13 protein-coding genes are annotated in these 14,806 nt (G+C 68.6%); 9 read left to right on the top strand and 4 right to left on the bottom strand.

From position 1 onward, the window contains the following. Positions 1 to 61 precede the first annotated feature (61 nt). Positions 62 to 1,162, top strand: a complete 1,101-nt coding sequence (locus MLE42_RS10420; RefSeq protein WP_243287815.1) for an NADH:flavin oxidoreductase/NADH oxidase — start codon at positions 62 to 64, stop codon at positions 1,160 to 1,162. Between the two features lie 31 nt (positions 1,163 to 1,193). Here the strand turns inward: MLE42_RS10420 and MLE42_RS10425 are convergent, their stop codons facing one another. Beyond that, positions 1,194 to 1,898: a ComF family protein gene (locus tag MLE42_RS10425; RefSeq protein ID WP_243287816.1), complete on the bottom strand. Its 705-nt coding sequence runs from the start codon at positions 1,896 to 1,898 to the stop codon at positions 1,194 to 1,196. Between the two features lie 113 nt (positions 1,899 to 2,011). Between MLE42_RS10425 and MLE42_RS10430 the strand changes: the two genes are divergently transcribed. From MLE42_RS10430 to serC, 8 genes are all read left to right on the top strand, one after another. Then, positions 2,012 to 3,520, top strand: coding sequence for an amino acid permease (locus MLE42_RS10430; RefSeq protein WP_243287817.1), 1,509 nt, complete (start codon positions 2,012 to 2,014; stop codon positions 3,518 to 3,520). A 9-nt stretch (positions 3,521 to 3,529) separates the two neighbouring features. Then, positions 3,530 to 4,993 carry a heparan-alpha-glucosaminide N-acetyltransferase domain-containing protein gene (locus MLE42_RS10435; protein WP_243287818.1) on the top strand — a complete coding sequence of 488 codons (1,464 nt, stop codon included), beginning with the start codon at positions 3,530 to 3,532 and terminating at the stop codon, positions 4,991 to 4,993. A gap of 56 nt (positions 4,994 to 5,049) precedes the next feature. Beyond that, positions 5,050 to 6,294 (top strand): hemolysin family protein, encoded by a 1,245-nt coding sequence (locus MLE42_RS10440; RefSeq protein ID WP_243287819.1) that lies wholly within the window; start codon positions 5,050 to 5,052, stop codon positions 6,292 to 6,294. Between the two features lie 77 nt (positions 6,295 to 6,371). Beyond that, a complete protein-coding gene (locus MLE42_RS10445; RefSeq protein WP_243287820.1) occupies positions 6,372 to 7,646 on the top strand; it encodes a glycoside hydrolase family 113 in 1,275 nt (424 codons plus the stop codon). A gap of 22 nt (positions 7,647 to 7,668) precedes the next feature. Next, positions 7,669 to 8,424 carry a response regulator gene (locus MLE42_RS10450; RefSeq protein ID WP_243287821.1) on the top strand — a complete coding sequence of 252 codons (756 nt, stop codon included), beginning with the start codon at positions 7,669 to 7,671 and terminating at the stop codon, positions 8,422 to 8,424. 132 nt (positions 8,425 to 8,556) lie between these two features. Beyond that, positions 8,557 to 9,798 (top strand): DUF1015 domain-containing protein, encoded by a 1,242-nt coding sequence (locus MLE42_RS10455; RefSeq protein WP_243287822.1) that lies wholly within the window; start codon positions 8,557 to 8,559, stop codon positions 9,796 to 9,798. 12 nt (positions 9,799 to 9,810) lie between these two features. Continuing rightward, the gene (locus MLE42_RS10460) at positions 9,811 to 10,683 is read left to right on the top strand and encodes an NAD(P)-dependent oxidoreductase (RefSeq protein WP_243287823.1); all 873 of its coding nucleotides are present in this window, start codon (positions 9,811 to 9,813) and stop codon (positions 10,681 to 10,683) included. 111 nt (positions 10,684 to 10,794) lie between these two features. Further along, positions 10,795 to 11,895 (top strand): 3-phosphoserine/phosphohydroxythreonine transaminase, encoded by a 1,101-nt coding sequence (serC, locus tag MLE42_RS10465; protein WP_243287824.1) that lies wholly within the window; start codon positions 10,795 to 10,797, stop codon positions 11,893 to 11,895. 69 nt (positions 11,896 to 11,964) lie between these two features. On the opposite strand, the gene MLE42_RS10470 is transcribed toward serC, so the two are convergent. The 3 genes from MLE42_RS10470 to MLE42_RS10480 all read right to left on the bottom strand — a co-directional run bounded on the left by MLE42_RS10470 (position 11,965) and on the right by MLE42_RS10480 (position 14,393). Continuing rightward, a complete protein-coding gene (locus MLE42_RS10470) occupies positions 11,965 to 12,867 on the bottom strand; it encodes an acyltransferase (protein ID WP_243287825.1) in 903 nt (300 codons plus the stop codon). A gap of 95 nt (positions 12,868 to 12,962) precedes the next feature. Beyond that, positions 12,963 to 13,334 (bottom strand): metallopeptidase family protein, encoded by a 372-nt coding sequence (locus MLE42_RS10475; RefSeq protein ID WP_243287826.1) that lies wholly within the window; start codon positions 13,332 to 13,334, stop codon positions 12,963 to 12,965. A 114-nt stretch (positions 13,335 to 13,448) separates the two neighbouring features. Further along, positions 13,449 to 14,393 carry an integron integrase gene (locus MLE42_RS10480; RefSeq protein WP_243287827.1) on the bottom strand — a complete coding sequence of 315 codons (945 nt, stop codon included), beginning with the start codon at positions 14,391 to 14,393 and terminating at the stop codon, positions 13,449 to 13,451. Positions 14,394 to 14,806 lie beyond the last annotated feature (413 nt).

A 14,806-nucleotide genomic window follows, 5' to 3' on the forward strand; every position in this document is an offset into this window, starting at 1 on the left:
CGGCGGGAGGGGTCATCAAACCCCTCCCGCCTCAGGTAGGCTCGAAGGTCCCGGAGGTCCCATGACCCGCCTCTTCCAACCCCTCACGCTCCGCGGTATCACGCTGCCCAACCGCATCGCGGTCTCCCCCATGTGCCAGTACCAGGCCACGGACGGCCTGGCCAACGACTGGCACCTGGTGCACCTGGGCGGCCTGGCCCAGGGGGGCGCGGGACTGGTGATCACGGAGGCCACGGCGGTGGTGCCCGAGGGCCGCATCAGCCCGGACGATCTGGGCCTCTGGAACAAGGACCAGGCCGAGGCCCTCGCCCGCATCGCACGCTTCATCACTTCGCAGGGCGCGGTGCCGGGCATCCAGCTGGCCCACGCGGGACGCAAGGCCTCGAACCCGGCCCCCTGGAAGGGCAGCGGGAGCCTTACCGCCTCGGCGGGTGGCTGGACGCCCGTGGCCCCCAGTGCCCTGCCCTTCGACGAGGGCTGGACCATGCCCACGGCGCTCGATGAACCCGGAATCCTGGCCGTGATCGAAGCCTTCATGGACGCGGCCCGCCGCGCGGTGGCCGCGGGCTTCCAGGTCATCGAGGTCCACGCCGCCCACGGGTACCTGCTGCACCAGTTCCTGTCACCCCTGTCGAACCACCGCACCGATGCCTACGGCGGCTCCTTCGAGAACCGCACGCGCCTCGTCCGCGAGGTGGTGGGCGCCCTGCGCAACATCCTGCCCGAGGAGCTGCCCCTCTTCGCGCGGATCTCGGCCACCGATTGGGTGGAGGGCGGCTGGACCCTCGACCAGTCCGTGGCCCTGGCCAAGGAGCTGAAGGACCTCGGCGTGGATCTGGTGGACTGCTCCTCCGGCGGCCTGGTGCCCCGCGCCGAGATCCCGCTGGGCCCCGGCTACCAGGTGCCCTTCGCCGCCCGCATCCGCGCCGAGACGGGCCTCCCCACGGGCGCCGTGGGCCTCATCACCGGCGCCGAGCAGGCGGAGCAGATCCTGGCCCAGGAATCCGCCGACCTGGTGCTGCTGGGCCGCGAGCTCCTGCGCGACCCCCGTTGGCCCCTGCACGCCGCCCAGGCCCTGGGTGCGGAAACCCCCTGGCCCGCCTCCTACCTCCGCGCCGCCCGGAGCACCACGCCCATGCGGCACCCCCTGGCCAGCCACTGACATCTGATAGCTGATAGCTGATAGCTGAAAACTACATCGCCCGGAACAGTGTCAGCACCCGCACCTCGTCCGCCCCGCCGTCCTTGAGGGCCTGGGCACAGCGGAGGAGCGTGGTGCCGGTGGTCCACACGTCGTCCACCAGCAGCACGATCCCCCGCGGGGCGGCGCCCTGCCGCAACGTGACGGCCTTCCGGGGCAGGCGGCGCCGGGCGCTCTCCGTGCGCGTGGCCTGGCGCCCGCGCCACCAGCCCTTGGCCAACAGGGTCTCGTAGGGGCGACCGGTGCGATCCGCCACCACCCGCCCGGCCTCGGCGGCCAGGTCGAACCCCCGCCACAGGCGGCGTGGCAGGGCGCTGGGGGCCGAGGTCACCTGGTCCACCTCCTGCACCCAATCCGGCAGGGCCGCCAGGCCGAGGCGCCGGAGGAGGGCCCTCCGCCATCCCATCTCGCCCCGCTTGATGTCCGGCAGCACGAGCGCCCCGAAGGGCGGACGCCCGCCGTGGTAGTCCCACAGGGCATCACCCAGCTCCCAGGCCACCGGCTCCGGGCAGGGACCTTCCGCGTGGGGCAGGGCACACCGGAGGCAGCGTCCTTCGGGAAGGGGCTGCAGACCCTGCCAGCAGCGGGCGCAGAGGCCAGCCTCGGCTTCCGGGCCCACGGGCCCCAGGCAGCCCCGGCACAGGAGCAGGGACATCCGCGCCTGCGCGAGGCGGGATCGGAGGGTGGCCGGGAGCATGGGAGGCATCTTAACGGAATGTATTTCGGTGCTAGGATCGCCGGAAGCCCTTGGCCCATCATCCCTGGAATCCCCTTCCGGGCCCCCGTCCCGGATCGCATGGAGTGTTGTTCATGTCGACCGAATCCCCCTCCACCTCCCAGGCCTTCGCCCGCAAGCCCCTGGCCCTGCTCCTGGAAGAGGCCAAGGGCGAGAACCGCCTCCGCCGCGTCCTCGGCCCCATCCAGCTCACGGCCCTCGGTGTGGGCGCCATCATCGGCGCGGGCATCTTCGTGGCCACCGGGGCCGCGGCCCACAACATCGCGGGCCCCTCGCTGATGCTCTCCTACGTCATCGCCGGCATCACCTGCATCTTCGCGGCGCTGTGCTATGCCGAGTTCGCCGCCATGGTGCCCGTGGCCGGCTCGGCCTACACCTACGCCTATGCGACGCTCGGCGAGCTGTTCGCCTGGATCATCGGCTGGGACCTCATCCTCGAGTACGGCGTCTCCAGCGCGGCGGTGGCCACGGGCTGGTCCGCCTACTTCCAGAGCGCCGTCAGCAAGATCGGCATCCACGTGCCCAAGCTGCTGAGCGAATCCCCCTGGAAGTACGATCCCGCCACGGGGCACTTCGCCTCCACGGGCGCCGCCATGAACCTGCCGGCCCTCCTCATCGTGGCCCTGGTGACGGCGGTGCTGGTGAAGGGCATCCACGAGAGCGCCACCTTCAACGCCGCCATGGTGGCCATCAAGGTGGCGGCCGTGCTCTTCGTCATCGGCGTGGGCGCCTTCTTCATCAACACCACCAACTGGCACCCCTTCGCCCCCTTCGGCTGGACCGGCATCAGCTTCTTCGGCCACCACGTGGCGGGCCAGGTGGACGGCGGCGGCGCGCCCATCGGCACCATGGCCGGCGCGGCCATCATCTTCTTCGCCTACATCGGCTTCGATTCCGTCTCCACCCACACGGAGGAGGCCAAAAACCCCCAGCGCGACGTGCCCATCGGCATCATCGTCTCCCTGGTGGTCTGCACCGTGCTCTACATCGCCGTGGTGGCCGTGCTCACCGGCATGGTCAAGTTCGACCAGCTCGACATCAACGCGCCGGTCTCCATCGCCTTCAAGCAGAAGGGGCTGGGCTGGGCCGAGGGCCTCATCGCCACCGCCGGCGTCGCCGGCATCACCTCGGTGCTGCTGGTCATGATGCTCAGCGGCCCCCGCGTGTTCCTGGCCATGGCCCGGGACGGCCTGCTCCCCAAGGCCACCTTCGGCGACGTCCACCCGAAGTTCCGCACGCCCTGGAAGTCCACCATCCTCATCGGCCTCTTCGTGGGGACGCTGGCCGGCTTCCTGCCCATCGACGCCCTGCTGCACCTGGCGAACATCGGCACCCTGCTGGCCTTCGTCATCGTCTGCGCCGCCGTGCTCATCATGCGGAAGAAGCACCCCGAGGCCGAGCGGCCCTTCCGCTGCCCCTGGGTCCCCTTCGTGCCGGTCATGGGCGTGCTCAGCTGCCTCATGCTGATGTTCTCCCTGCCTGTGGCGAACTGGTGGCGGCTCATCACATGGCTACTGCTCGGCTTCGTCATCTACTTCCTGTACGGGAAGAAGCACAGCGTCATGAGGCAGCAAGCCAGCTAGGAATCGTCCATGTCCATCTGGGATGACCTGACTCCGTCCAAGCGCTGCGACTGGATCGACCAGCTGCGCGGCTGGGCCGTGATCGTGATGATCGAGGTGCACGCGGTCAATGTCTGGCTGCACGCTGGTCTGCGGCCGGACTGGCTGAACTACCTGAACGGCCTGGTGGCGCCCAGCTTCACCCTGGCCGCCGGCTACAGCCTGGTGATCTCCACCTTCCGCACGGACGGCACCCTGCGCCCCTTCTGGCCGGACACGGCCCGGCGCCTGGGATTCATCCTGCTCTGCGCCTATGCCCTCCACGCCCCGGGCATCACGGCCGCCGACTGGAGCGTGCTCAACACCGCCCAGAAGGCCCGGGAGCTGTTCAAGATCGACGTGCTCCAGTGCATCGTGTTCTCGCTGCTCATCCTCCAGGGCCTCGCGCGGCTGGTGCGGAACCCGCGCGTCTTCACGGCCCTGGCCCTGGCGCTCGCCGTCTTCGTACCCCTGGTCTCGCCCTCCCTATGGGCCACCGGCGTGGCCGACGGCCTGTGGCTGCCCATCCGCGGCCTCTTCAACGGCAACCCCGACCGCGGCGTCCAGGCCCTGTTCCCCCTCTTCCCCTGGTTCGCCTTCCCCGCCTTCGGGGCCTTCCTGGGGGGCCTCTACCGGCACTTCCGGGTGATGCAGGTGGACGGAAAGGCGCGCTGGAGCGAGGCCCGCTCCCTGGCCGGACTGGCCATTCTCGGCGCCCTCCTCCTGGCCTGGGGATCCGCAGTCCAGCACGCCTGGCTCTGGGGGGGCACCTGGCTCCAGCAGAACGGCGTGTGGATGCTGCACAGCAAGTCCGGGGCCTTCACCTACGCGGAGCTGGGGGCCATTTCCAATGCCACCCTGCCCAGCGTGGCCGCCCGCCTGGGCTGGATCCTGCTGGGCGGCTCGCTCATGGGCGCCGTGGACCTCGTCCGCCCCCGCTGGAAGGGTCCCAACCCCATCGACGCCGCCAGCCGCGAATCACTGCTGCTCTACATGCTGCACCTCAACCTGATCTTCAGCGTCCTGCTGGCGCCCGCGGTGGTGGCCCTCACGGGCTGGGGCTGGGGGGACCTGGGCTGGACGGGCACCCTATCCATGACGGCCCTCATCATCGCCCTGAACCTCGCCGTCGGCGTCTGGTGGCAGAAGGTGCGGAAGACGCCGGACCTCATGCGCCGCCTCCAGCACCGCGCCGTGGCTGTGCTGGGCGTCTGGTTCGTGCTGGGCGGCTGGTGGACCTTCCGCCACTTCCTCCAGAGCCCCGAGCTGGCCAAGGAGCCCTACGGCTTCCTGAACGCCGCCCGGGCCCGCAAGGGCCTGCCGCCCACACCGGATGGCCTCTGCCGGGATCCGGAGGAATACTTCCGCGAGGCCGAGCGCCGGAAGCTCCACCTCAGCGATGAAGCCAAGGCCGACCTGGCCCGCCTGATCCTGGCCCGCGGCGGGAGCCGCTAGGGATCGGCGGCGAGTGCCGCTGGCGGACGGCGAAACCCGTTAGAATCAATCCAATCATGGCTGAATCCGGCGGCAGCGCCCTCCCATCCTGGCTCCTTCTGGCCGCCCTGGCGGTGCTCCTCTACCGGGGAACCACCATGGCGCTGCAGTCGGCCTTCCACGCCCTGCCCTCCCTCCAGCGCCGCCGGCTCCTGGAGGAGGACACCATCCGCGATCCGCACCTGGCGGCGCTCCTGGAGCGGCCCCGGACCCTGGGCCTGGGCCTGGAGTTCTGGAACAAGGCCCTCTTCCTGATCCTGCTGGGCCTCCTCTGGCCCTTCCGGTCCATCCTCCCCGGCGGCGGCTGGACCCTGGGCCTCCTGGTGCTGGCGGGGCTCTGGGGCATGGACCTGGCCCTGCCCGCCCTCCTCACCTCCGCCGATCCGGGCCGGTGGCTGATCCGCCTCTTCCCCTTCTACGCGCCCATCCAGCCCCTCCTGGCCCCCCTGGTGGACCCCGTGGCCCGGCTCATCGAGCGGCGCTCCGAGGAGCGCGCGAAGGAGGCCGATCCCGAGGACGCCACGGAGGAGGCCGTCACCGCGCTCCTCGAGGAGGGCGAGGCCGAAGGCATCCTGGAAGCCGGGGACCGGGAGCTCATCCGCAACGTCGTGACCTTCGGCGACACCCTCGTGCGGGAAGTGATGACGCCGCGCACCCGCATCGCCGCCGTTCCCCTGGAGGCCAGCATCCAGGAGGCCTGGCAGACCTTCACGCGGACCCGCCACTCACGGCTGCCCGTCTATGAAGGCAGCATCGACCACATCCGCGGCGTGCTCCTGCTCAAGGACCTCATCCAGCTTCCGGATGGCGACCAGCCCCCCCTGGCCACGCTCATCAAGCCCCCCCGCTTCGTGCCGGAAAGCAAGCCCGTGATGGACCTCCTGCGCGAGATGCAGCGCACCCGCACCCAGCTGGCCATCGTGGTGGACGAGTTCGGCGGGCTCTCCGGCCTGGCCACCATGGAGGACCTGCTGGAGGAGGTCTTCGGGGAGATCCAAGATGAGCACGAGGCCCCCGCCGGCCTGATGGTGCAGGCCCCCGGCGTCTACGTCGTCTCGGGCCAGGCCCATGTGGAGGATGTGGCCCAGCGCCTGGGCCTCACCTGGGAACGGGACGGCTTCGACACCCTGGCCGGCCTCGTCCTGGCCCGCCTGGGCCGCGTGCCCCACCCCCAGGAAGCCGTGGACGTCGAAGGCGCCCGTCTCACGGTGCTGCGGATGGAGGGGACGCGGATCGTGCAGGTGCGGGTGGAACGGACCTAGCTCTGGAGTCTGGGGCCCAGACTTCAACTCCAGTCTCATCTCCCCAACCTGTAACCTGGATCCTGGAGCCGCTCCGCATGATCCGTCGCATCCTCATCTTCCTGGCCATCCTCGGCCTGCCGGTCACCCTGCTGTTCGTCCGCCGCATGCAGCGGCGGGCCCTGGTGCCCCAGCCCCGGGGCATGGTGCTGGGGCTCTACGCCGGCGTGCCGGACTACGACTACCACGAGGAGCTGGACCGCATCGCGGCCACGGGGGCCACCTGCGTGAGCCTCCAGGCCATCTACCGCATGGACACGGGCCACAGCAACGAGATCCGGAGGCATCCCACCTCCAGCCCCACGGAAGAGAGCCTGCGGCGCACCTTCCATGAGGCGAAAGTCCGGGGCCTGCGCATGATGTTCTTCCCCACCATCAACCTGCGGGACGAGGCGGACAACGCCGACTGGTGGCGCGGCAACATCGAGCCCTCCGACTGGGACCTGTGGTGGAAGAACTACACGGACTTCAACGTGCGCCTGGCGGCCCTGGCCCAGGAGGGCGGCGTGGAATGGTACAGCCTCGGCACCGAGATGGCCTCCACCCACGCCTTCCCGGACCGCTGGCGGGCGCTGGCCGCCGAGGTGCGCAAGGTCTTCCACGGCAAGCTGGTCTACAGCGTGAACTTCGACAGCCACGACAGCTTCACCTTCGGCGACTGCCTGGACGTCATCGGCATCAACACCTACGACCCCATCGCCAAGTACGACGAGTACCCCACGCCGGAGCAGATCCGCGACGCCTGGTGGTGGATCGTCTACAAGGCCCGCACGCTCTCGGCCCGCTTCGCCGACGCGAAGGGCCCCAAGCCGGTGATGATCACCGAGGTGGGCTACCCCAGCGTGGCCCATGCCCACGTGGGCCCCTGGGACTTCCGCACGGACAAGCCCGTGGACCTGGCCCTCCAGAACGAGCTGCTCAAGGGCGCCTTCGGGGTGCTCCGGCACTGGAGCGACGGCGACGCGGTGTTCTACTACCTCTACGGGGAGAACCTCAACCAGAAACCCATCGGTGGCCCGCTCGACCGCACCTATGCCGTGTGGGGCAAGCCCGTCGAAGCCACCCTGCGGACGTACTTCCACGAGCCCATCTGGGAGGGCCACATCCCGCCCAAGGCCGAGAACCTCCATGAAGCCATGGTGCAGGCTCTCGTGAGCTGGCACCGCAAGGTGCGGGACTACGAGGATGCTGAGCTGCCCCCCTGGGTGCTGGACTGGGAGGCCCGGCATCCCGTGGACGCCGCCGAAGCCCTGGCCATCCTGGCCAAGGAGCCCACACCTGCACGTAAAATTCCCAAGGGGGAGGCCCGGTGACGGTATCCTGGGGGCAGGTGCCATGAACCCAGCCGCCCAATCCCGCCCCCGTCCCGACCTCGACGCCCCTGGGCGCACCCTGCTCGTCGTGGAAGACGACCGGGCCACCCTCAGCCTCTACCGGGCCGGCCTGAAGGGCCTCCAGGGCTTCCGGATCCTCGCGGCCTCGAACGGCCAGGAGGCCCTGGAAGTGCTCCGCCAGGAGGCGGTCCACGTGCTGGTCACCGACCTCGACATGCCCGTCATGGATGGCTTCAACCTCATCACCAAGGTGGGCCGGCTCTACCCCCAGATCCCCGTCATCGTCATGACCGGGCTGGACGAGGGCCAGCACCTGAACACCCCCCTGGACCTGGGGGCCGTCCGCATCCTCTCCAAGCCGCTCCGCCTGGGGCACCTCATGGAGGTGATCCGCACCGCGGTCCAGGCCGAGCCCGTGGGGGTGATCCGGGGCCTCACCCTTTGCAGCATCCTCCAGCTCCTGGCCTGGGAGCAGAAGTCCTGCACCCTCACGGTCCGGTCCCAGGCCGGCATGGGGCTCCTCTACCTGAAGCGCGGCGAGGTGATCCACGCCGCCTACCGCGACCAGAGCGGCTTCCCCGCGGTCTACGAGATCCTCACCTGGGACCGCCCGGACATCGAGTTCGTGGAGACCTGCCGGGTGGAGCGGACCATCGACACCCCCCTCACCGAGCTCCTCCTGAACGTGGCCCTGATCAGCGATTCCCTGGGGCCCGAGGGCGATCCGGACCCGTCTGCGGGCCGGCCCGGAATTTGACAGTTCGCGCCTCCCGGGGCGCAGGTATGGGACTTTCGTCAAAACCCGCGATGGGGGGTCTTCAAAGGGCACCCGCCGGGGAATAATGGCGCGTGTGCGGCCCCGAGGGGCCCCCTTCCCAGGCAGGTGTCCATGTCCCAGCTGAAGCCCTTCCGCGCCTACCGCCCCCGGCCCGAGCTCGCCGCCCAGGTCGCCGCCGTGCCCTACGACGTGGTGAACACCCAGGAGGCCGCCGAGCTGGCGAAGGGCAATCCCCACTCCTTCCTCCACGTGGGCCGGCCCGAGATCGACCTGCCCGCGGGCACGGACGTCCACGCGGACGAGGTCTACGCCAAGGGCGTGGCCAACCTCATGGCGATGATCGAGAAGGGCACCCTCATGCACGAGGGCCTGCCCAGCCTCTACGTCTACCAGCAGCGCATGGGCGACCATGTGCAGGCGGGCCTGGTGGGCCTCTGCTCCGTGCAGGAGTACGAGAACGGCACCATCAAGCGCCACGAGTTCACCCGCAAGGACAAGGAGGACGACCGCACCCGGCACGTCACCGAGCAGAACGCCAATGCCGAGCCCGTCTTCCTCACCTACAAGGCCGTCCCCTACATCGATCACATCGTCAATGACATCCGGAAGCTGCCGCCGGTCTACGACGTGGTCACACCGGACGGCATCGGCCACACCGTGTGGGTCGTCACCGGCGAGCCCGTGATCTGCGAGCTGGTGAACCTGTTCAACGGCGTGCCCGCCCTCTACATCGCCGACGGCCACCACCGCACCGCCGCCGCCATCCGCTACGGCCAGGCCCGCCGTGCCGCCGCCGGCGCCTCCGCCACGGGTGACGAGCCCTTCGAGAGCTTCATGGCCGTGGTCTTCCCCCACGACCAGCTGAAGATCATGGACTACAACCGCGTGGTGAAGGACCTGAACGGTCTCTCCCAAGACGCATTCCTGGCCAAGGTCCGCGAGAAGTTCGACGTCGCCCCCGCCGCCCACCGCAGCCCCAAGGCCCCCACGACCTTCGGGATGTATCTCGGCGGCGCCTGGTACGAGCTGAAGGCCAAGCCCGGCACCTACCCCGCCGAGGACCCCGTGCGCGGCCTGGACGTGAGCATCCTCCAGGAGAACCTGCTGGGCCCCATCCTTGCCATCGACGATCCCCGCACCAACACCCGCATCGACTTCGTGGGCGGCATCCGCGGCATGGACGAGCTGGAGCGCCGCGTGAAGGAAGGCTATGCCGTGGCCTTCTCCCTGTATCCCACCTCCCTCACCCAGCTCATGTCCGTGGCCGACGCCGGCGAGGTCATGCCCCCCAAGTCCACCTGGTTCGAACCCAAGCTGCGCTCCGGCCTGCTGGTCCGGATGTACGAAGGCTGAACGGAGATCCGCATGCACACCCTCATCGCCGACGCCTTTGACGCCAAGCTGCCGGAGCGCCTCGCCGCCTTCGGCACCGTCAGCTCCGACATGGCCACCCTCGGGCAGGCCAACGTCCTCCTCGTCCGCTCCAAGACCAAGGTGGACGCCGACCTCCTGGCCCAGGCCCCCGCGCTCAAGCTCGTCATCCGCGGCGGCGTGGGCATGGACAACGTGGACAAGAAGCTTTGCGCCGAGAAGGGCGTCAAGGCCATGAACACGCCCAGGGCCAGCAGCGTGGCCGTGGCCGAGATGGCCATGGCCTTCATGGTGGCCATCCCCGCGCGCCTCATCGAGGCCCACACCTCCATGAAGGAGGGCAAGTTCCTCAAGAGCGAGCTGAAGCGCACCGAACTCTTCAGGAAGACCCTGGGCCTCATCGGCGCCGGCAACATCGCCACGGAAGTGGCCAAGCGCGCCCAGGCCTTCGGCATGGAGGTGATCGCCTACGATCCCTACCTCAAGGAGCACCCCATCGCGAAGCTGGTCAGCCTGGACGAGCTGGCCGCCAAGGCCGATGTCATCAGCCTGCACCTGCCCCTCACCGACGAGACCCGGGGGATGGTGGATGCCGCCTTCCTGGCCAAGGTGAAGGATGGCGTCATCCTCATCAACACCGGCCGCGGCAAGTGCATCGTGGATGCCGACCTCGCCGCCGCCCTGCACAGCGGCAAGGTGCGCGCCTACGGCACGGACGTGTGGCCCAGCGACCCGCCCCCGGCGGACTGCCCCCTGCTCCACGCCCCCAACGTCTTCATGGCGCCCCACCTCGGCGCCAGCTCCAAGGAGAACCTCGGCCGCATCGGCGACGAAGTCGTGGCGATCTTGTCTGACTTCAAAGCGTAAAATCTTGACCACGAAGACAGGAAGACCACGAAAACAAATCCTACCGTTTTGCTTTTCTTCGTGGTCTTCCCGTCTTCGTGGTGAATCAGTTTCTTTGTGAGGGAGATTTCGATGACCCATCGTGTGATCAACTTCTACGCCGGCCCCGCGGGGCTGCCCCTGCCCGCGCTGGAGCGCGCCCAGGACGAGCTGCTGGACTTCGCCGGCACCGGCATGTCCGTCATGGAGGTCAGCCACCGGTCGAAGGAGTACGACGCGGTGCACGAGGAGGCCATCGCCCTCACCAAGGAGCTGCTGGGCCTGCCCAGCAACTACACGGTGCTGCTGCTCCAGGGCGGCGCGCACCTCAGCTTCGGCATGATCCCCCTGAACCTGCTCCGCAACGACAAGAAGGCCGACTACATCGTCACCGGCAACTGGGCGGAGAAGGCCACCAAGGAGGCCAAGCTCGTGGCCGGCGACCGCGTGCGCGTGGCCGCCAGCACCAAGGAGCAGAAGTTCAGCCGCCTGCCCCACGCTGACGAGATCAAGGTCGGCCCCGACAGCGCCTTCGTGCACTTCACCTCCAACAACACCGTGGAGGGCACCCAGTGGCACGAGTTCCCGAAGGTCGGGAACGTCCCCTACATCTGCGACATGAGCTCGGACTTCATGTGGCGCCCGTTCGATGTGAGCCCCTTCGGCCTCATCTACGGCGGCGCCCAGAAGAACCTCGGCCCCAGCGGCGTCACGCTCACCATCATCCGCGAGGACTTCCTCGAGATGTGCGAGGCCCAGGACCTGCCCAGCTACCTGCGCTACAAGATCCACGCCGAGAAGAACTCGCTGTACAACACCCCGCCCACGTTCGGCATCTACATCCTGCGCAACGTGCTGGCCTACAACAAGAGCATCGGCGGCCTGAAGGCCATCGAGCAGAACAACCTGAAGAAGGCCGAGCTGCTCTACGGCTGCGTGGACAAGCACAGCGGCTTCTACCGCGGCTTCGTCACCGAGAAGGCCCACCGCAGCGTCATGAACGTGGACTTCTTCCTGCCCACCCCCGAGCTGGACGACCAGTTCGTGAAGGAGGCCAAGAAGGCCGGCATGGTGGGCCTCAAGGGCTACCGCGACGTGGGCGGCATCCGCGTCAGCACCTACAACGCCGTCACGGTCGACAACGTGAAGACCCTCGTGGACTTCATGGAGCAGTTCGTGAAGGTGAACGGGTAGCCAGCCGTTCTCATGGCACAAAAGGGGCGCCGTTTCAGGCGCCCCTTTTGTGCCCCTGGGAAGGCGTGGTCAGGACCTCAGTCCTTCCACGGCGCCCGCCCGTAAACCCAGCACGATCTCCTCGATCTTGTGGTCCTTCTCCGTCCAGATCTCGTGCAGCCAGGCCTGCATGCGGGCGCGGAAGGCGGGGTCGCCCTCGTAGTCGCCGCCCAGCAGGTCCTTGGGGATCTCCAGCTCCCGCACGCGCACCACCACCTGCCTCACCTTGCCGGAGAGGAAATCCCAGAAGCTGGGCACGCCCTCGGGGTAGACGATGGTGACGTCCAGCAGGGCGTCGAAGCGCTCGCCCATGGCGCTCAGCGCCGTGGCCAGGCCGCCCGTCTTGGGCTTCAGCAAGTGCCGGTAGGGCGACTGCTGGGCCGCCTTTTTCGTGGGGCTGAACCGCGTGCCCTCCAGGAAGTTCATCACCGAGGTGGGGATCTGGCGGAACTTCTCACAGGCCCGGCGCGCCGTGGCCAGGTCCTTCGACCGGCTGCCGCTGCGACGGCGCATGAAGGGGAAATCCAGGGCCCACCAGGCCAGGCCCATCACCGGCACGTAGAGCAGCTGGCGCTTGAGGAAGAACTTCAGGAAGGGCACCTTGCGGTGGAAGACCTTCTGCAGCACCAGGATGTCCACCCAGCTCTGGTGGTTGCTGCTCACCAGGTACCAGCCCTTGCGCCGCAGCCCCTCGTGGCCCGTCACATCCCAGCGGATGCGGTGCACCAGGGCCATCCACCAGCCGTTCACGGCGATCCAGCCCTCGGCCATGCCGTTCAGCAGACGGTCCGTGCCCCGGCGGACCGCCCCGAAGGGCAGGGCCAGCTTCACCAGGGCTACGGGGATCATGCCCGAGAAGATGGCCAAGACGTTGGCCACCAGCATGGAACCGGCAACGCTGCCCTTGAAGGTGGACCACAGGCGCTTGACCATCCGAACTCCAACCCGCCGGGCGCCGGGCGCCCGAAAGACCAGTTTATCGCGAGGCCCCCTGAGCCCGCGGAAGGCAAAAGCGGCCTAGGGCCAGCCTAGCCCCAGCCCAGCTCCTCCAGCCGCTCCTCGCCGATGCCGAAGTGGTGCGCGATCTCATGGATGACCGTGGTGGCGATCTCCAGCCTCAGGTCGTCCTCGTCCCGGCAGTCCTCCAGAAGGGGCCCCCGATAGATCGTGATGCGCGGCGGCAGGTCACCGGATTGCTCCGGTCCCTCCGTCAGGGCCCGGCCCGAGTAGAGGCCGTAGAGCGTCTCGTCCTCGGGCACACCGAGGTCATCCAGCAGCGCATCCGGCGCCCAGTCCTCGATGGTCACCGCCACCCCCGCCAGGTAGGGCCGGAACTCCTCCGGGACGAGCGCCATCGCCTCGTCCACCAGCTGCCGGAACCTCAGATGGGACACATGCATGGGATGATCCTACTGCCCTGGGACGATGGGACTGGTCGCGGAAGACGGGGATCGCGCGGAAGACGCGGATGGGAAACCGTTCGTACCATTTCCCGTGCCTTCCGCGGCCGGGCTTCACAGCCCGTCGAGCGGGCTCGCCACGCCGCGGCCGCCGCGGTTCAGCACATGGGTGTAGATCATGGTGGTGGCCACATCCTTGTGCCCCAGCAGCTCCTGCACGGTGCGGATGTCGTGGCCCGCCGCCAGCAGGTGGGTCGCGAAGCTGTGGCGCAGCACGTGCGGCGTGACGGGCTTGACCAGCTCGGCGGCCCGGGCCGCCAGCCGCACGGCCTTCTGCACGCTCTCCGGGTGGAGGTGGTGGCGCCGGATGACGCCCGAGCGGGGATCCGCCGAGCGTTGAACCGACGGAAAGACCCACTGCCAGCCCCAGGCCCGCGCCGCATGCGGGCCCTTGACCCCCAGGGCGTCCGGCAGGGGGGCCTCCCCGAAGCCCTCTTCCAGGTCCCGGGCATGCAGCGCGCGCACGCGCTCCAGGTGCGCCTGGAGAGGCTCCGCCAGGCGGTCCGGAAGCATGGTCACCCGATCCTTGCCCCCCTTTCCGTCCCGCACCACGATCTCCCGCCGCTCGAACTCCACATCCTTCACCCGGAGGCGCAGCCCCTCCATCAGCCGCAGGCCCGTGCCGTACAGCACCTGCGCCACCAGGGCCATCCCGCCCTCCATCTGGTCGAACAGCGCGCGCACCTCCCCGGGCGTGAGTACCACGGGGAGCCGCGGCTGGCGCCTGGCCTGCACCACTTCGGACAGCCAGGGGAGATCCACCGCCAGCAGATCCCGGTAGAGGAAGAGCAGGGCCGCCTTCGCCTGGTTCTGCGTCGAAGGTGACACGCGCCGGTCCACCGCCAGGTGGCTCAGGAAGGCCTGGACCTCCAGTGCCCCCATGTCCCTCGGGTGCCGCTTGCCATGGAAGAGGATGAACCGCCGCGCCCAGTCCACATAGGCATCCTCGGTCCGGAGGCTGTAGTGCCGGACCCTCAGGCGCTCCCGCAGCTGGTCCATGAGCCTCGGAGGCTGCCCCGCCACCCCCTCGATCCGCCCCTCACCCGTCTGCCTATTTCCCCCCAGCATGGCTCCCACCCCGATCGCCCCAGTCCGCCTATTGCGCTAACCTTGCCCAGTCTCCATCCCCAGAATTCCAAGCGACACCCGAATCTATCGCCTTTTTTTCGCCACGCAACCCCCTCCTCCCAGTTCGCCCAATCCCCCAAGCACGACCCCTCCCCGCCCAGCCCACCCCAGGACTAGACGAACCCCCAACCACCCTCCCCCCATCGTCCAATTCAAAGTTAGGGCTCTGAAACATCTTTAGCGACTCCAGGAATCCATGTACCTATCCACCGCCATCATTTTCCTTGTCTGTCTCGGTATTCGTGTCGGCCTACATTTTTTTGACAAGAATTCCATTCAGGAAG

It is taken from the genome of Geothrix terrae (assembly GCF_022808775.1).
GTDB lineage: Bacteria > Acidobacteriota > Holophagae > Holophagales > Holophagaceae > Geothrix > Geothrix terrae.